The organism is Agromyces bracchium, from assembly GCF_009709675.1.
Classification (GTDB): domain Bacteria; phylum Actinomycetota; class Actinomycetes; order Actinomycetales; family Microbacteriaceae; genus Agromyces; species Agromyces bracchium.
In genome coordinates, this window is the sequence record NZ_WMLB01000025.1 from 334,057 (window position 1) to 352,304 (window position 18,248).

Annotated in this window: 15 protein-coding genes; 13 read left to right on the forward strand and 2 right to left on the reverse strand. The window is 70.3% G+C overall.

Annotated elements, in window-relative coordinates:
* The first annotated feature begins 171 nt into the window (after positions 1–171).
* From GJ743_RS12935 to GJ743_RS12995, 13 genes are all read left to right on the forward strand, one after another.
* A complete protein-coding gene (locus GJ743_RS12935) occupies positions 172–1,392 on the forward strand; it encodes an ABC transporter substrate-binding protein (RefSeq protein ID WP_196216995.1) in 1,221 nt (406 codons plus the stop codon).
* A 19-nt stretch (positions 1,393–1,411) separates the two neighbouring features.
* Positions 1,412–2,287, forward strand: a complete 876-nt coding sequence (locus GJ743_RS12940; RefSeq protein WP_155052279.1) for a branched-chain amino acid ABC transporter permease — start codon at positions 1,412–1,414, stop codon at positions 2,285–2,287.
* Positions 2,284–3,300, forward strand: a complete 1,017-nt coding sequence (locus GJ743_RS12945) for a branched-chain amino acid ABC transporter permease (RefSeq protein WP_155052280.1) — start codon at positions 2,284–2,286, stop codon at positions 3,298–3,300. Before GJ743_RS12940 ends, GJ743_RS12945 begins: the two co-directional genes overlap by 4 nt.
* Positions 3,297–4,064, forward strand: coding sequence for an ABC transporter ATP-binding protein (locus tag GJ743_RS12950; RefSeq protein WP_155052281.1), 768 nt, complete (start codon positions 3,297–3,299; stop codon positions 4,062–4,064). Before GJ743_RS12945 ends, GJ743_RS12950 begins: the two co-directional genes overlap by 4 nt.
* Positions 4,065–4,104: 40 nt before the next feature.
* Positions 4,105–4,845 carry an ABC transporter ATP-binding protein gene (locus tag GJ743_RS12955; RefSeq protein ID WP_328289160.1) on the forward strand — a complete coding sequence of 247 codons (741 nt, stop codon included), beginning with the start codon at positions 4,105–4,107 and terminating at the stop codon, positions 4,843–4,845.
* Entirely contained in the window at positions 4,842–5,528 is a 687-nt protein-coding gene (locus GJ743_RS12960; protein ID WP_155052283.1) for a GntR family transcriptional regulator, read from the forward strand. Before GJ743_RS12955 ends, GJ743_RS12960 begins: the two co-directional genes overlap by 4 nt.
* Positions 5,525–6,997 carry an aldehyde dehydrogenase gene (locus GJ743_RS12965; protein WP_155052284.1) on the forward strand — a complete coding sequence of 491 codons (1,473 nt, stop codon included), beginning with the start codon at positions 5,525–5,527 and terminating at the stop codon, positions 6,995–6,997. Before GJ743_RS12960 ends, GJ743_RS12965 begins: the two co-directional genes overlap by 4 nt.
* 33 nt (positions 6,998–7,030) lie before the next feature.
* A complete protein-coding gene (gene tcuA / locus GJ743_RS12970; protein ID WP_155052285.1) occupies positions 7,031–8,548 on the forward strand; it encodes an FAD-dependent tricarballylate dehydrogenase TcuA in 1,518 nt (505 codons plus the stop codon).
* Positions 8,545–9,444, forward strand: a complete 900-nt coding sequence (locus GJ743_RS12975; protein WP_155052286.1) for an NAD(P)-dependent oxidoreductase — start codon at positions 8,545–8,547, stop codon at positions 9,442–9,444. The genes tcuA and GJ743_RS12975 overlap by 4 nt, the downstream gene beginning before the upstream one ends.
* Complete coding sequence (locus GJ743_RS12980) at positions 9,444–10,232, forward strand: N-acyl homoserine lactonase family protein (RefSeq protein WP_155052287.1); 789 nt, start codon at positions 9,444–9,446, stop codon at positions 10,230–10,232. The genes GJ743_RS12975 and GJ743_RS12980 overlap by 1 nt, the downstream gene beginning before the upstream one ends.
* Before the next feature lie 88 nt (positions 10,233–10,320).
* Positions 10,321–11,427: a PrpF domain-containing protein gene (locus GJ743_RS12985; RefSeq protein ID WP_328289161.1), complete on the forward strand. Its 1,107-nt coding sequence runs from the start codon at positions 10,321–10,323 to the stop codon at positions 11,425–11,427.
* Positions 11,428–11,434: 7 nt separating this feature from the next.
* Positions 11,435–12,643, forward strand: a complete 1,209-nt coding sequence (locus GJ743_RS12990) for an MFS transporter (RefSeq protein ID WP_155052288.1) — start codon at positions 11,435–11,437, stop codon at positions 12,641–12,643.
* Between the two features lie 33 nt (positions 12,644–12,676).
* On the forward strand, positions 12,677–13,324 hold the full coding sequence (locus GJ743_RS12995; RefSeq protein ID WP_155052289.1) for a GntR family transcriptional regulator: 648 nt from the start codon (positions 12,677–12,679) through the stop codon (positions 13,322–13,324).
* Between the two features lie 75 nt (positions 13,325–13,399).
* Here the strand turns inward: GJ743_RS12995 and GJ743_RS13000 are convergent, their stop codons facing one another.
* Together GJ743_RS13000 and GJ743_RS13005 are read right to left on the reverse strand one after the other, a co-directional pair.
* Positions 13,400–14,671: an MFS transporter gene (locus GJ743_RS13000; RefSeq protein ID WP_155052290.1), complete on the reverse strand. Its 1,272-nt coding sequence runs from the start codon at positions 14,669–14,671 to the stop codon at positions 13,400–13,402.
* Positions 14,672–14,823: 152 nt separating this feature from the next.
* Positions 14,824–17,994: a glycosyl hydrolase gene (locus tag GJ743_RS13005; RefSeq protein WP_196216996.1), complete on the reverse strand. Its 3,171-nt coding sequence runs from the start codon at positions 17,992–17,994 to the stop codon at positions 14,824–14,826.
* Positions 17,995–18,248: the final 254 nt, after the last annotated feature.

The window sequence follows — 18,248 nt, forward strand, 5'->3', positions numbered from 1 at the left end:
CGATGCCGAGGTCGAATCGTCCGGATGGTTGAGTTCGCGTGCTCGCGGCGCACCCACGGCCCAGCGGTTCGCACGGAACACGGGAACCCTTGACGTTGACGACTGCCCTCAGTAGTCTTTCGTCAGCCGTCTGTCGGCTGTATACAGACCACAGGAGCAAGGAGGCCCCTCGTGAACGTCCCCCGTCCCCGTCGTGCGGCACTGGCCGCCCTCGCCCTCGGATCCTCGATCGCTCTCGTCGGCTGCGCCACCGCCGGCTCGAGCGAAGCGCAGTCCGGAGGCGACACCTCATCCGAAGGCCCGGTGAAGATCGGCTACATCGGCGCGCTCAGCGGCGGCTCGGCGTCGCTCGGCGTGCCGATCCAGCACGGCATCGAGCTCGCGATCGACCAGCTCAACGAAGCCGGCGACCTCGGGCGCGAGCTCGAGCTCGTCGCGGTCGATGACGAGGCCGACGCCACCAAGTCGGCCGCCGCGGCCCAGCGCATGGTCACCGAGGACGGCGTCGTCGCGGTCCTCGGCGGCCCGAACTCGGGCACGGTGCTCGCGAACAACCCCATCATCACGGGGGCGGGCGTCGTGCAGCTGATCACGGTCGCGCAGGGCGACAACCTCATCGACCCCGAGACCCCCGGCGCCGACCTCACCTACCAGGTCACCGAGAACAACTCGTACGACGTCGGCGCCATCGTGCAACTCTTCGAGGACGGCGCGTACGACGCGATCTGCGCCGTGTCCGACACGACCGAGTACGGCCAGGGCGGCATCCAGACCATCCGCACCGTGTTCGAAGAGCGCGGGCTCGAGATCGCGACGGCCGTCTCTCACGAGGTCAACGCGACCGACCTCACCCCGCAGGTGCTCTCGCTCCGCGACGCCGGATGCGACGCCGTCTACCTGTTCGACTACGGCCAGGACGCGGCGCTGTTCATGAAGACGGTGAACCAGGTCGACTGGGAGGTCCCGGTCATCGGTGGGCGCGGTCTCAACCAGGCGGCGTTCCTCTCGATCGCGGGCGAGGCCGGCGACGGCATCATCTTCCCGAGCGTGATCGACCCCGAGAAGGCATCCGCGCAGGAGTTCATCGAGGCGTACGACGCGAAGTTCGGCGAGGACGACGACCCGGCCCACACCTTCTCGGCCCTCGGCTATGACAGCGTCATGCTCCTCGCCGCCGGCCTCGAGGCCAGTGGATTCGAGGGCGGCGAGGCGCTCGCCTCCGCGCTCGAGGACGTGACACTCGAGGACGCCGCTTCGGGCAAGGAGGGCTCGACGCTCACCTACACGTACGGAGACCACCGTGCACCGAGCGACGACTTCCTGACCTTCTGGACGATCGAGGGCGGCGAGTACCAGCTGTACAGCCGCGACGTCCAGTCGACCCGGCCCTAGTGCGGACGGGGCGACCACGATGACGACCTTCCTCCAGCTCGCCGTCAGCGGCATCGCGCTGGGCAGCATCTACGGGCTGGTCGCGCTGGGATTCCTGGTGATCTACCACGCGACCGGACTCGTCAACTTCGCACAGGGCCAGCTCCTCATGGCCGGCGCGATGACCGCCTACGTGCTGCTGATGCAGCTCGACCTGGGCTACCCGCTGGTGCTGCTCGGCGTCGTCGTGGTCGCCCTGCTCCTCGCCCTCGTGTTCCGCTACGGGATCCATCGTCCGATGGTCCGTCGCGGAGCACCCACCGAGAACATGGTCGTCGCGACCATCGCCTTCGGACTCGTCCTCACCGCCGCCGCCGAACTCGGGATCGGCAACACCCGATACGGCGTCGATCCCATCTTCCCCGGCGCACCGATCGCCATCGGCGGCGTCTCGATGCAGACGCAGTCGATCGTGATCACGGCGGTCGCGTGGGTCCTGGTGGGCCTGGTCTGGTTCTTCTTCACGAAGACGCTGACCGGGGTCTCCCTTCGGGCGGTCGGACTGAACCGGACCGCGGCCGCGGTCAGCGGGGTGCGCGTCAGCCGGCTGATCACCGTCGCCTTCGCACTGAGCGTCATCGTCACGGCGGTGGGCGGCGCCCTCGTCGCGCCGATCATCGGCGCCGGACCGAGCATGGGACTCGCCATCGCGGTCAAGGGCTTCGCCGCCGCCGTGCTCGGCGGCATGTCGAGCGTGTACCGCGGCATGGTCGCGGGCGTCGCGATCGGTCTCATCGAGATGCTCTCGTCGTACTACATCAGCAGCGCGTACGCCCCGGTCATCGCCTACACCATCCTGTTCCTCGCCCTCGTGCTCATGCCGGCCCGGGTGAGGAAGAGCGGAGCAACCGCATGAGCACCACCGCGATCCGCACGCAGACCGAGATCGCCCGGCCCGTCCGACACGGCTCACGACGAGCGGTGTTCTGGGCCGAGGTCATCGGCAGCGTCGTCCTCCTCGCGCTTCCCGCGATCATCCCGAGCGCGTACCAGCTCCGGCTGCTGCAGGATGTCGCCATCTGGAGCATCCTCGCCCTCAGCCTCACCCTGATCTTCGGATACACCGGTCAGATCTCGCTCGGCCAAGCGGCGTTCTACGCCGTGGGCGGGTACACCTCCGCAATCCTGCAGACCGCGCTCGGCGTCCCCGCGCCGATCGCGTGGGTGGTGGCCATCGCCCTCGGAATGGGATCGGCACTGATCCTGAGCTTCCCGCTCCTTCGGATCCACGGCCATTTCCTCGCGTTGGGCACCCTTGCACTCGGACTCATCGTCGAGACGCTCCTCGTGCAACTGGTCCCCGTCACCGGCGGGCACGACGGCATCCTCCTCCCCGGCGCGATCCACCTGGGCCCATGGGTGCAGGCGAGGTTCCCGTACATCGTCGTCGGGTTCCTCGTGCTCGCGTACTGGCTCGTGCGCAACCTCACCCAACGCGGAATGGGTCGCGCGTTCTTCGCACTCCGCGACGATCCTGACGGCGCCGCAGCCCTCGGCGTGCCGGTGACGCGTTACAAGACGCTCGTGTTCATGATCGGCGGCGGCCTGGCAGCGGCGGCCGGCGTGCTCTACGCGCACCACACCCAGGTCGTCACCCCGGAGGCATTCGGCTTCGGGACCTCGATCGAGGTCCTCCTGATCGTCATCATCGGCGGGATGTCGAGCCGGATCGGCGCCGTGATCGGCGCGGCCGTGATCGTGTTCGTCCCTGAGTGGCTGCAGTTCCTCCAGGAGGGCGAGAACCTCGTGTTCGGACTTCTCGTGCTCGGCATCCTGCTGTTCCTCCCCGGTGGGCTCGTCGGCGGGGTCCGCAGCGCGATCCGATCGCTGCGCCGAACCCGCACCAGCGGAGAGGAGGTGTCCGCATGAGCCTCGTCGTCGACGGCGTCACGAAGACGTTCGGCGGGAACACCGCACTCCAGGACGTGAGCTTCACCGTCGAGACCGGCAAGCTCACCGCGCTGATCGGCCCGAACGGCGCCGGGAAGACCACCATGTTCAACTGCATCGCGGGACTCCACCGGCCGACCTCGGGCACGGTGACGCTCGACGGGCGCGACATCACCGGACTCGGGCCGTCACGGGTGCTCGACGCGGGCATCGCCCGGACATTCCAGCTCGTGCGGTCCTTCCGGGAACTCACCGTCCTCGAGACCATCATGACCGCGGGGCACTGGCGGTCGGGGCAGGGGTTCTGGAACTCGATCCTCGCCCTCCCCGGAGCACGGTCGAGCGAGGAGACCCTCGCATCGGAGGCTCACGCGACCCTCGAAGCCCTCGGGCTCCACCACCTGGCAGGACGCCGCGTCCACGAACTGCCGTACGGCCAGCAGCGCCTCGTCGAGATCGCCAAGGCGCTCATGACCGGGGCGCGAACGCTGCTGCTCGACGAGCCGGCCGCGGGCCTCCACCCGGAGGAGGTGCACTCGCTCCGGCAGCTCCTGGCCGCGCTCCGCGATCGGGGGACGACGATCCTGCTCGTCGAGCACAACATGCCGTTCGTGCTCTCGATCGCGGATCACGTGGTCGTCCTCGAGTTCGGTCGGAAGATCACCGACGGCACTCCGGTCGAGATCGCGAACGACCAGCGGGTCATCGACTCATACCTCGGGAAGGAGGAGGACATTGCTTGAAGCGCATGGACTCCGAGCGGGTTACGGCAAGGGACCGGACGTGCTCCTCGACGCCGACGTCGTCGTCGGCACCGGCGAGATCGTCGCCATGATCGGCCTGAACGGCGCCGGGAAGTCGACGATCGCGCGAACCCTGGCGGGATTGCTCCCCGCGCGGTCGGGCCGCATCGTGTTCGACGGCGACGATCTCACCCGCGCGACGACCGACGAGCGAGCGCGGCGCGGCCTGATGCTCGTGCCCGAGGGCCGCGAGCTCTGCGCCTCGATGACCGTCGCGGAGAACCTCGCCGTCGGTACCGTCCCGCTCCCCCGCGCCGAGCGTCGCCGGAGGGCGGCCGAGAACCTCGGGCTCGTGCACGAGCTGTTCCCCATCCTCGAGGAGAAGCGTCGGCAGCCCGCCGGCAGCCTCAGCGGCGGCCAGCAGCAGATGGTGGCGATCGCCCGTGCGCTCATGGGCTCGCCCCGCCTGCTCATCCTCGACGAGCCGTCGCTCGGACTCGCGCCGCTCCTCGTGCGGGAGATCTTCCAGGTCGTGTCGAGGCTGAACGGCGACGGACTCAGCGTCCTCGTCGCCGAGCAGAACGCCGCACTCGCCATCTCGCACAGCTCGCAGGCGTACCACATCGAGCTCGGTGCCGTCAGCACGACCGATGCGACGTCGGAGCAGCGGTCGCTGCTCAAGGGCGGCGTCGTCGGCGACGACCGCGACGAGGTGGTCGCACTCCAACTGCCGGACTACCGGTGGATGGGCCGCCGCTCCCCCGAGGCGGTGGCACGATGAGCGCGAACGCCGCCGAGGCCAACCTGTTCCAGGTGCGCAGGTTCTCCGACATCGCGGTGGATGTCCTCCGAGACCGGATCCTCTCCGGTTCGCTGCAGCCCGGGCAGCGCATCAGCGAGGTCGCCCTGGCGGAGGAACTCCGGGTCAGCCGCCCACCGTTGCGCGAAGCACTCCGCGTCCTCCACGGTGAAGGGCTCGTCGTGCTCACGCCGGGTCGCGGCGCATCCGTGGCCAGCTTCGACCTGGAGTCCGTCTCGCAGCTCGGCGACCTCCGGATCGCGCTCGAGTGCGAGATCGCGCGACTGGCTGCCGAGCGCGCCGCCGACGACGCCGTCGAGGCGATCCGCACCGAGATGACGCAGATCGAATCAGCACTGTGCGACCCGGCCACGCCGTACCCGCGTGGGGTCGACTTCCACGGCACGCTGGCCGCCGCGGCCGGCAACCCCCGACTGGCGACCGCCGCCGGGGACGTCAAGCGGCAGTTGAGCCTCGCCAGGTCGCGGACCGGCAGCCCGCCGGAACGCGCCCGTCGGGCCCTCGACGAGCACCACGCGATCTTCGACGCCGTCGTCCGACGCGACCCGGATGCCGCGGAGTCCGCGATGCGGACGCACATGCGCGCTGCGATGGCGGCGATGATCGCGTCGATCGAGGCCGAGGCCGCAGGAGGAGAGCGATGATCCAGGCACAGATGATGATCGGCGGCTCGGCGGCATCCGCTTCGGACGGCGCCGTCTTCGATGCCGTCGACCCGTTCGACGGCACGGCGTGGGGCACGGTCCCCGCCGCGACCGCCGCCGACGTCGACGCCGCCGTCCGTGCGGCACGAGAGGCGTTCCCAGGATGGCGCGACACGCCGGGCATCCGCCGTGCCGAGTTGATGCACCGGCTGGCCGACGCGATCGAGCGGGAGGCGGATCGCCTCGCCGAATGGGAGAGCACCGACAACGGCAAGGTGATCCGCGAGACGCGACCGCAGATGTCGTTCGTCGCCCGCAACGTGCGGTTCTTCGCCGGCTACGCGGACAAGCTCTACGGCCGCACCATCCCGCTCGACACCCCCACGATGTTCGACTACACGGTGCGCCGGCCGTTCGGCGTGTGCGCCCTGATCACCGCATGGAACAGCCCGCTCGCACTGCTCGCGAACAAGCTCCCCCCGGCGCTCGCCACGGGCAACACCGTGGTGATCAAGCCCAGCGAGCACGCGTCCATCACCACCACCGAACTCGCGCGGATCGCCGCGGAGGTCGGCTTCCCGCCCGGCGTGATCAACGTCGTCACCGGAGACGGCCTCGTGGGCGACGCGCTGACGCGGCATCCCGACGTCGACAAGATCAGCTTCACGGGCGGCGGCCCGACCGGGCGGCGCATCGCGTCGAACGCGGCCGAGCGGTTGGTGCCGGTCAGCCTCGAACTCGGCGGCAAGTCGCCGAACATCGTCTTCGCCGATGCCGACCTCGACCGCGCCGTGCAGGGCGCGGTGGCCGGCATCTTCGGCGCCGCCGGCCAGACCTGCGTCGCCGGCTCGCGGCTGCTCGTCGAACGATCGGCGTACGCGCACGTCCGCGACGCGGTGTCGGCTCGAGCGCGGCAGGTCCGCCTCGGCGATCCGCGCGACCGCGCGACCGAGATGGGGCCTGTCGCGAACCGCCCGCAGTTCGAGCGGATCCTGTCGATCATCGACGCCGCGCGAGGTGCCGGTGCGACCGCGACCGCGGGCGGGAACCGTGCCGAGGGCGCCGATCTCGAGCGAGGGTTCTTCATCGAACCCACCGTGTTCGCCGACGTCGACCCGGACAGCACCCTCGCCCAGGAGGAGGTGTTCGGTCCGGTCCTCGCGATCATCCCGTTCGACGACGAGGCCGAGGCGATCCGCATCGCGAACGGCACCGGCTTCGGTCTCGCCGCCGGCGTGTGGACGAACGACCTCGCCCGATCCTTCCGGCTCACGAACGCGCTCGACGCCGGCGTGGTCTGGGTGAACACCTACCGCGCCTCCGCCGCGCAGGCGCCCTTCGGCGGAACCAAGCAGAGCGGCTACGGCAGGGAACGCGGCGAGGAGGCGCTCGAGGACTACACCTACGTCAAGAACGTGATGGTCGACACCTCGAGCGAGGCCCGGGACCCGTTCGTCATCCGCACCTGAACCCGCACGACCCACGAAGCAAGGAGCAACACCATGACCGAACTCCACTACGACGTCATCGTCGCCGGCGCCGGCAACGCGGCCCTCACGGCGGCTCTGGCCGCGCACGACGAAGGCGCCCGAGTGCTCGTGCTCGAAGCCGCGAGCCGGGAGGAGCGGGGAGGCAACAGCCGCTTCACCGGTGCCATCTTCCGTGTCATCCACGACGGCCTCGATTCGTTGAAGCCGATCCTCGACCCCATGAACGAGAAGTGGTACCACCGCGTCGCGGTCGCGCCCTACTCGACCGAGGACTACGCGGCGGACTGGAACCGCACCTCCGAGGGCCGACAGGACGACGAGCTCATGCGGCTCACCATCGAGAAGTCGTTCGAGACCGTGCAGTGGATGCACGGCAAGGGCGTCAAGTGGGAGCTCACCGCGAACAAGCTCGTCGACCCCGACAAGCAGGACGAGCACACGACGATCACGCTCGCGCCGGGCGGGGCCCTGCGCGTGCTGCACGAGGGCGTCGGGCTTGTCGACGACCTCTTCGCGGCGGTCGAGGCGACCGACATCGACGTCTGGTATGACTCGCCCGCGCACGACCTCATCACCTCGGGATCGACTGTTCTCGGCATCCGCGTGCGCAAGGGCGACGAGTTCGTCGACGTCCTCGGCACCGTCGTGCTCGCGTCGGGCGGCTTCGAGGCGAACCCCGAGATGCGCCTGCGGTACCTCGGCTACGGATGGGACCTCGTCAAGGTCCGCGGGACGCGCTTCAACATGGGCCAGATGCACACGAAGTCGATCGCTGCCGGCGCGCAGCCCGTCGGTCACTGGGGCGGCGCGCACGCCGTGCCGATCGACGCATCCGCTCCGCCCGTCGGCGACCTCAGGATCACCGACAAGATGAGCCGCTACTCCTACCCGTACGCCCTGCTCGTCAATCGCGACGGCCGCCGCTTCATCGACGAGGGCGAGGACAACGTGTTCCTCACCTACGCCAAGACGGGCTGGGCGGTGCGCGCGCAGCCGGGCGGCATCGCCTACCAGATCTTCGACCAGAAGACGATCCACCTCCTCGAGCCCCGGTACGCGACCGGCACTCCCATCGTGGCCGACACGCTCGAGGAACTCGCCGCCGTGCTCGGCATCAACACCCGCAACCTGCTCAAGACGGTCGCCGAGTTCAACGACGCCGTGGCCGACGACGCCGAGGATCGGGTCGACCCGTTCGCGCTCGACGGGGTCTCGGCAGAGCCCGCCGACCAGCCCGCGAAGTCGAACTGGGCGCGCAGGCTCGAAGAGGGCCCGTTCGTCTGCTACCCCGTCATGTGCGGCATCACCTTCACCTACGGCGGCATCCGGATCGACGCCGACGCTCGCGTGATCGACCAGGAGGGCCACGCCATGCCCGGTCTGTACGCCACGGGCGAGATCACGGGCGGGTTCTTCTACCACAACTACGGCGCAGGTGCCGGGCTGGTGCGCGGCGCCGTGTTCGGGCGGATCGCCGGCCGCAACGCGGCCGCCGAGCGGGTCCGCGAACTCGAGGCGGTGGCCCGATGACCGCCGAGCGGCCGTTCGATCGCCTGGGGTTCATCGGCCTCGGCGTGATGGGCAGCGGCCAGTCCGCCAACCTGACCCGCAAGGCGGAGCTGCCCGTCACGGTGTTCGACATGTTCCCCGAGGCGGTCGATCGCCTCGTCGAGGCGGGCGCCCGTGCCGCGGGCTCCGTGGCCGAGGTCGCGGCCGGCAGCGACGTCGTGTTCCTGTCGCTTCCCGGCGGACCTCAGGTCGAGGAGGTCGTGCTCGGCGAGGACGGCGTGTTCGCCAACGCCCGGCCCGGCACCATCGTCGTCGACCTCTCGACGGTCCCCGTCGCGGTCGCCCAGCGCATCGGCCGGGCCGCGGACGAGCGCGGTCTCGCCTTCATCGACGCGCCTGTGGCGCGGACCCGGCAGGCCGCGATCGATGGCACGCTGAGCATCACTGCGGGCGGTGACCGCGCGGTGTTCGACCGCGTCGAACCGCTCCTGCGAACCATGGCGACGGATGTCACGTGGTGCGGCGCGAACGGCGCCGGCGCGCTCATCAAGCTCGTCAACAACATGGTCGTGTTCGAGACCGTCGTCGCGCTCGCCGAGGCGCTGACGCTCATCCGGCGCAGCGGGCTGGTCGACCCCGCGCTCGCGTGGGATGCGCTCGGCCAGGGCTCGGCCGCGAGCTTCACCCTCGAGAACCACGGCAGAAAGGCGCTCCTGCCCGACGTGCACGCCGAAGGGGTGTTCCCCGCCGCGTACATGCGAAAGGACCTCGGCTACGCGCTCGAGCTGGCCGAGCAGCTCGACACGACGCTCCCGTCGGCCACGCTCGCGCACGACCTCCTCGGCAAGGCCGTCGACGGAGGCCTCGGCACGGCGTACCACACGGCCGTCGTGCGCGTGATCGAGGGAGCGGTCTGATGACCGATCCCGCGGTCCACGAGATCTACGCCGTCAAGTACGGGCAGAACCTCACCGGCCTCCGCGGCCACTACTTCATGGGACCGGACGGCGACCCGCACGACGAGCACATGCAGCTCGACTACTTCGTCTGGGTCATCCGCTCGCCCGGACAGGACGTGCTGCTGGACGCCGGGTTCACCGCGGCGACGAACGCCCGCCGCGGCCGCGACCACTGGGAGGACCCGAGCCGCGCGGTCACCCGGATCGGGGTGGACCCGGCGAGCGTGCCGTTCGTCATCCTCTCCCACCTCCACTACGACCACTGCGGCGACCTCGACCCGTTCTCGTCGGCGACGTTCGTCGTCCAGCAGGAGGAGGTCGCGTTCTGGACCGGGCCGTACGCCGCGCGCGGCGAGTTCGCCCGGTACGTCGAGCTCGAGGACATCCAGCGGATCGTCCGCCTCAACTTCGAGCGCCGGCTCCTCCAGGTCGACGGCGCCCGCGAAGTGGTCGACGGGGTCTGGGTGCAGCGCGTCGGCGGGCACACGCCCGGCCTGCAGGCGACGTTCGTCCGGACCGCGCAGGGCATCGTCGCCCTGGCCTCCGACGCATCGCACTTCTTCGAGAACGTGGAACAGGACAGGCCGTTCGCCGTGCACGCCGACGTCGTCGACATGTACCGCACGTTCGACACCATGAACGCGCGCGCGACGTCGGGCCTGGTCATCGCCGGACACGACCCGGCGATGTTCGACCGGTTCCCCGCCGTCCCGGGTCATGAGGGACACGTCGTCCGGATCGCCTGACCGGTTCGGCCCGCCGACCCCGACCCGGACCCCGCGGCCCGCAACCCCACCGGCCCGACCCGGGCGCCCGGTACAGGAAGGAGCACCCGTGACCACTCCCCCGTCCATCCCCGCCGTCTACATGCGCGGCGGCACGAGCAAGGGCGTGTTCCTGCACGCACGCGACCTGCCGCAGCCGGGCGCCGAGCGCGACCGGCTGCTGCTCGGGATCATGGGCAGTCCGGACCCGATGCAGATCGACGGCATGGGCGGCACGTACTCGAGCACGAGCAAGGTCGTGGTGGTCGAACCCGGGCCGGGCGGCGCCATCCGCTACTGGTTCGCCCAGGTCGGCGTGGACCGCGCGATCGTCGACTGGTCGGGCAACTGCGGCAACCTGACCACCGCGGTCGCACCGTTCGCCATCGACGAGGGGCTCGTGCCCGCTCTCGGTCCCCTGACCCGGGTCCGCCTCGTGAACGGCAACACCGGGGTCGAGATCGAGGCGGATGTCGAGACCCTCGACGGTCGCGCGATGACCTCCGGACGACTGGCGATCGCCGGCGTGCCCGGGACCGGGTCGCCCGTGGTGACCCGGTACCTCGACCCGTCTGGCGGGGTGCTCGGCCGTCTCCTGCCGACGGGGAACGCGGTCGACCGCCTCCCCTCGTCCGACGGTGGAGCCGTCCGCGCTTCGATCGTGGACGCCGCCCACCCGTACGTGTTCGTCGGCGCCGACGCGGTCGGCATCGATGGCAGCCGGACCGTCGCGGAGTTGGATGCCGACGGCGCGCTGCTCGACCGCGTGGAGCGCATCCGTGCTGCGGCGTCGGTGCTCGTGGGAGCCGCGGCCGACGCAGATGACGCGACACGCTCCGCCCCTGCGACGCCGCGCATCATCCTCGTGTCCGCCGGCGACGACGGGGCCGACGTGACCGCGACCGCGTTCTCGATGGGGCGCGTGCATCGGGCGCTGCCGATGACGGGGGCACTCTGCCTCGCCGCCGCCGCGACGATCCCGGGCACGGTCGTCGACGAGGTTGCAGCGGTGCGGCCGATGCACCGTGATGGACGTATCAGGATCCGACACCCGCAGGGTGTGACCGAGGTCGTCGTGGAGCAGCGCCACGGATCCGACCCCATCCGCTCGCTCGGAGTCATCCGCACGGCACGTCGTCTCATGGAGGGACGCGTCTACCCGCGCGAGGGAAACTGATCCGTCCATGACGACCGGATCGACTCCGACCGCCTGGCCGCCGCCGGGCGGATGGCTCTGGCGACCCCTCGTCGGCGCGACGCTCAGCCAGGTGGTGCTCGGCATCGTGCGACCGACGGCGAGCTACGCCGCCATCGACCTCGGCGCCGACGGCGTGATGGTCGGCGTGATCGCGGCGGCGTTCGCGATCCTGCCGATGCTGCTCGCTGTGCCGGTCGGCCGAGTCTCCGGGCGCCTCGGCCGCCTCGGCATCATCCCCGGCGCGTCCGCGATCGTCCTCGTCGCCGCGTGCGCGCTCGGCGCCCTCGCGCACGACCTCGCGACGCTCGCGGTCGCCGGCGCACTGCTCGGCGCGGGCAACCTCGGCGTGCTCCTCGGGGCGCAGTCGTGGATCTCCCGATCGGCGCCGTCGTCGCGCTACAACGACGGCTTCGGCTGGATGACGGCGGGGATGGCTCTCGGACAGGCGGTCGGCCCGCTCGTGGCGGGCCTCGTCATCGGGCCGGTGGAGGTGACGAGCGACGGCATCGCCGCGGCGTTCTGGTCGGCAGCAGCCGTGTCCGCCGGCCTCGGCCTCGTCTTCCTGTCACGCGCGACCAGGGCCTACGCGCCCGGTGCGGCCGCCGAGGTCGGGACGCTCGAGATCCTCCGCCGACCGGGCGTCGCGCGCTACCTCGTCGTGAGCGCCGCCGTGCTGACGACGGTGGACATCCTGACCGCCTACCTGCCCGTGCTCGGATCCGCCGTCGGCATCCCTCCCGTGCTCATCGGCGCGATGCTCGCGCTGCGAGGCGTGACGTCCACGCTCTCGCGGCTGCTGCTGGGCCCGCTCTCGCGGCGGTGGAGCGAATCCGGCCTGATCGTCGCGAGCACGCTCGGAGCGGCGATCTGCGTCGCCCTCATCGCACTGGCACCGACGACGATCGTCCTCTTCGCCGCACTCGGCGTGGGCGGGTTCTTCCTTGGGATGGGCCAGCCCCTGACGATGACGGCGGTCGCGATCGCCCTCCCGGCACGGGCTCGATCCAGCGGCCTCGCACTCCGCCTGCTCGGCAATCGCGTCGCGCAGACGGCGACGCCGCTGCTCGCCGCCATGGTGACCGCGGCCGCCGGCGTGGCCGCCATCTTCATCCTGCAGGTCGCCGGACTGCTCGTCTCAGCCGCCTGGGAGTCGTTCGCCGCCCGGCGAGGGCCGGACGACTACGATCGGGCGTGACCTGTCGACAGTCTGCAGGCGAAGGGGGCCCGAATGAGTGAAGCGACGTTCGCGCAGCGGCGATTCTCGGACGACTTCGCCGGAATCCTCCGCAGGCGCATCCTCGACGGCGAGATGAAGGGCGGAGACCGCCTCAACGAGGTGCAACTCTCGAACGAGTACGGCATCAGCCGATCGCCGATCCGCGAGGCGCTCATGGCCCTCGCCGGCGAAGGGCTCGTGACCTTCGTCGCCGGCAAGGGCGCGTTCGTCCGCGAGGTCACCGTTCAGGAGGTGCGCGAGCTCGGCCAGGTACGCGAGGCGCTCGAGTCGTTCGCGGTCGAACTCGTCGCGCAGAACGCGACGCCCGAGCAGCTCGAGGCGCTCGCCGAGAACTCCGGCGTGGGGGCGTCATCCGGAGTCGTCTCGGACGACGACTTCCACCGGACGATTCTCGACCTGGCCGGGAACGAACGCCTGACGCAGTATGCCAGCCACGTCATCGCCCGCCTCCGCATGGCGCGTTCGCGCTCCGCCGGCGTGCCCGGCCGCGTCGAGGACGCCGCCGCCGAACACGCGGCGATCCTCACGGCGATCCGGGCAGGCGATACCTCGGCCGCATCCGAGGCGATGCGCTCGCACCTCAGAGCTGCGACCGAGAGCGCCAGCGCCGCGCTCGAGCAGGCTCAGGGCGAGAACTGAGGCCGCTGCACCCGCGCGGAGACCTAGGGTCACGACCCCGAACGACGTGCGGGCGCGGCCGCGACTCGCCCTGCCTCAGGCGCGAAGCGAGCCGGGGTCCTCGTGGACCGTCGCCTCGGTGGTGAAGATGTCGAGCCGCCGACGGTCTCGGAAGACCGACCATGCGATCACCACGCCGACCGATTGCGCCGTGGCGAGAATCGTGTAGAGCAGCGTGGTCCCGACGTTCAGCACGAGCGGCGTCATCACCGCCGCACCTGCGGCGACCAGTCGGGCGATCGCGATGATCGCCCCCTGCGCGGACGACCGGAGCAGCGTCGGGAAGGACTCCTGGGTCCAGACCTTCATGATGCCGTCGGCCGCGAATGCGAGCGCGCCCGCTCCGAGAAGAAGGGCAGTCATGTACGTGAGCGGGGTGACGCCGAATACGGCGAGGGTGAGGGGCGAGAGCACGCCCATGATCGCTCCGGCGCCGAAGTAGATCAGCCGCCTCGGGGTGTCGACGATTCTCATGAACCAGATCATCCCGAGGAAGACGACCGGAACCGACACGAGCATGATGGCGCTCGCCTGCGCGACGCTCGTGCCACCGAAGTTGACGAGGATGTAGCTCCCGAACTGCCCGTTGGTGTTCGCGACCAGGTTGGTGAGCGAGTAGAACGCGATCAGTGCGAGGAACGGCATGCGGTACTCCCGTCGGAGCAGGTCCGTCCATGAGGCGCGCTCCGCGCGGAGAGTTCGGATGCCGGCGCGGCGTTCCGCGCGAGCGGCGATCCAGGTGGCGGACTCCGGAATTCCGAGCCTGCCGATCAGGACGAGGGTGGAGACGATCGCCACGTGCGCGAACACGATCTGCGCGCCCTGGCGCCCGAGGTCCCCAACCTGGGTCAGCAGGAGCATCGTCGCGACGACGCCGACGGCCCAGAGGAGGTTGGAGAACGCGATGAGCCGGCCTCGTCGTTCGGGTGGAGCGGCCTCGGAGATCGTCGACAGGGACACGGGCAGGTCGGCGCCGATCCCGACACCCAGGAGGATGGCCCCGACGAGCACGAGCGTGAACGTCGTCGCGGACATCACGAGCAGTGCGGCGGCGATGATCAAGAGCATCGTCGCGGTGAACACCGGACGTCGGCCGAACCGGTCCCCGAGCCGGCCGCCGAGGAGGGCGCCGCCCGCGATGCTCGCGGTGAGCGTTCCGGCGGCGGCGCCGACCTGCAGCGGTTCGAGGTCCAGCGCCTGCTGGTAGATCACGAGCGTCGCGCTGAATCCGATGATCGCGGACGAATCGATGTAGGACGCCAGTCCGGCGACGATGGCGACCCACCAGGGGCGCGGAGACCTCGCCATCAGCTTGCTGTTCCTCTCGAGCTCGCATCGTCGCGTGAGGCGACTGTACCTGCCGCATCGGCCTCGGCCCGATGCCCGTTCCAGAATGGTGCCGAAGGCGGGGAGCCCTCCGGACTCCCCGCCTTCGGGCGGCGGATGCTACGCCGCCCGCGTCAGTTCTTCCCTCCTGCCTTGGCGACCGGGATCTCCTTCTCGGCGAACGTGTCGAGCGTCACCGGGCCGAGGAGCCCGTAGTTGTAGGCCGTGCGGGCGGCCGCCGCGCTGTCGAGGCTGCGCAGCCGGTTGATCAGCGTCGACGCCACGCGGACCTCGAGCGTGTTCTCGCCCTGGACGAGGTACTCGCTCACGTCGACCCTCGTGTCGAGCTGGTCGACCGGAACCGACTCGCCGTTGACCGTCAGCGCGTACGTGTCGAACACGCGGCCGAGATCGAGCGTCGCGCCATCCGTCGTGCCCCACTTCGGCAGGTCGAACGACGTCGAGTACGTCCCGATGCCCGACGCGTTCTCGAGACCGGGAACCTCGCGCCACGGCACCAGCGAGTCGAGCTCGACGCTGACCACGGACTTGTCCGTCTCGGTGGCCGCGACGCCGAACGTGGTCGCGTAGTCGTTGACGGGCTTCCAGTCCTCGACCTCGAGCAGCCAGGTGGCGGTCGAGAGGTCGACCGCGGGCGCGACCTTCCCGATCGGCGTGCTGACCGTCCGGCCGTCACTCAGGGTCGTCGTGTACTTGCCCTGCGCGTCGGCGCGGACGACCACACGGCCGTCGGCGTTCACCACGGCACCGCCGTTCGCCTCGGTCGACGTGACGTGCACCTTCGGTGCGGCCGCGCCGAACCGGGCCGGGTCGTCGGCGAGGGCGACGATCGTGTCCTCGTCGATGCCGAGGTCGAGCGGGACGATGACCCGGTCGCCCTCCACGCGGTATTCGGCGATCGGCGTGATCTCGCCGCTCGCGGCATCCATCAGGAACGGGTACCCGTCACCCTCGAGCGCGACCTCCATCGAGACCGGTTCGCCCTGGTCGACGCACGCGGTCGTGATCCCCGGCGTGGCGCAGGCCCATCCGGGCTCGAAGTTGTACAGGTAGCCCGCGGGGCTGCCCGACGGAGCCCCGACCATCCCCTGGTTGTACAGGAAGAAGTAGTCGGTACCCGTCGACTGATCCACGCGACGGACGCTCAGCAGGCCGCTCTCCTCGCTCGGGTCGACGGCCGGGTCGACGCCGATCTCGGCGAGCTTGCCGGGCACAGCGGCCTGGTCCTCGACCTCGTGCACGTTCGGGAGCGCGAGCAGCTCGGCGATGATGTCCTGCAGCGCCGCGTCATCCTCCGGCGTGTTGCCGGTGGTCTTGTTCGGCGGGGTGCTGACGACGATCACGGGCAGGCCCTCCTGAGCGAAGCCGAGGATCCGCTCCGCCGCGTCGAGCGGCATCGAGGTCTTCTCCGGGAAGGTCGCCGGCTCGAGCGTGCTGTCGATGATGAGCGCCCCATAGGACGGCCCGTCGGTCGCGAGGCGTCCGTCGGTCGCGAGGCGTCCGTCGGTCACCTCGACGTTCGGCAGGTCCATGAGTCGCGGGCTCAGGTAGTCGCGCGTGTAGCCGGCGCGCTCCAGACCCGGGTCGCGCCACATCCGGAACCCGTTCGGCACCGTCGAGGGCTGGTTGTAGAGGTAGTTCTGCAGGAACACCGCGACATCCACCTTCGCGTCGCCCTGGGTGAGCACCTGCTGGTTGCGCGCCATGTCGAGGTTGACCTCGGCGCCGTCGGCGAACCAGTTCGGCTGACGCTCGCCCCATGCGTTCGAGAAGCCCGCCGCGCCGAAGTTGTGGTAGCCCGGCCAGCGGCTGGTGGAGCTCTCGGCGTACGGGAACACGTGGTACACGTTCTTCGTGATGCCGCCCGCGAAGCTCTTGTTCATGCGGACCTGGACGTCCCCGAGGCTCTCGGAGTTCGCACCCTGCGACACCGCGCAGCACTCGGTCGAGTACCACGTGTTGCCCGTGAGGTGGTTCGCAGAGGCGATCGTCAGGTAGCTGTCGACCTCGTCGACCGCGAACAGCGACTCGTGCTCGGCCCGGTCGAGCTCAGCGGCCACCGCAGCCTGGTCGTAGATCGGCACGGTCGCGTTGCGCTCGCCCTGCGGCTGCACGCGGAGCACCCAGCCGTAATCCCGGATCCACTCCTGCAGCGGGCGGATGTGGTTCTCGAGCCAGAGGTCGGTGCGCACCTCGACGAGGTCGTTGAAGACCCGCGGCGCGGTGCCGTCGTCGAAGCTGAACACCGCCGGGAAGAGCCCGGCGAGGTTCGGCACCAGGTCGTACCCGGCGCGCGCCTCGAACTCCTCGGCCATGTCGTTCGTCCAGAGCTCGTCAGGGGAACCGCGGTCGCTCGAGTGCGAGTCGTAGAAGAGGTCGCCGCCGTTCTCCTTCATCAGGTCGACGATCTCCGGAGTCCACGCGGCCTCCATGCTCGCGATGAGCTGCTCGTGTCCCTCGGCCGAGAAGGGGTCGGGCTGGTCGAACACGCCCCGGGTCCAGAACGTGACGAGCTGCCAGTCGCCGTCGTCGGGCGCGGTCCAGTCGAGGCTTCCAGCGGTCGTGCCGCCCTCGACGCCGTCGGTGTTCGTGCCCGTCAGCGCGTCGGTGAGGTCGATCGCCGAGTCCGGGTCGAGTTCGACCTGTCCCGTGGGACCGCAGGCGCCGGTGCATCGGTAGGCGACGACGGCGACGACGGTCGTCCGGTTGGGGGATGCCGCCGGCGCGGGCAGCGCGCCGGTGTAGTTCGCGCCTGCGGCGACGGCCGCGCGGCTGATGATCAGCGTCTTGCGGGCGTGATCGTCGTTGATCGAGTAGCCGGTCGGGTTCTGGGTCGGCCCGTGGCTGAGGCTCACCTTGATGCCCAGCTCGTTCGCCTTCTCCAGGATGGCGACGAGCTGTGCGTCGTTCGGGTACGCGCCCTGGCCGAGCTCGACACCGCCGATGTTCGCCTTCGCAGCGTCTTCGAGCAGTTGCTCGAGGAGGGCGGGGTCGGCGGTCGCGGGCATGTTCACCCGGACCCACGGAAGGTCGTTCGCCGGCGGCGTGGCGAAGGTCTCCGCGGTGAGTTCGGTCACCGGGTTGAAGCTCCAGTCCTTCCCGGCGGCGTCGGCCGTCGTCGCACCGGCGATGCTCGGCGCGCTGACGAGTAGTCCCGCGGTGAGCGAGGCGGCGGCGAGGCCGCCGAGCGTCCGTCCTGCGGGCAGCGGGAGCCGTCGCCGTGATGTGGATGCGGCCGGTGGCCGATCGGATGTCGTGCGTGCTGGGTCGCGTCGTCGAGACACAGTTCCTCCAGTGAAAGTGGTGAAGTGGTGCTGGGGCCGCCCGAGGGCGCGCACCGCCGCCGCCGATGGGCACGACGGACGTCGGTACGGTGAAGGGGCATCCGCGCAGGAGCAGTTCGCTCGAGGCGGGAGTCGGGTGTCGGCGCCGGCCGGCGGTTCGCTGGTCTCAGCCGGCGCCGACGATGGTTCGGTCCTTAGAAGTCGAAGTCGCCGATGTTGTCGGCGTCGAAGACGTAGGGGTCGCCGAGCAGCAC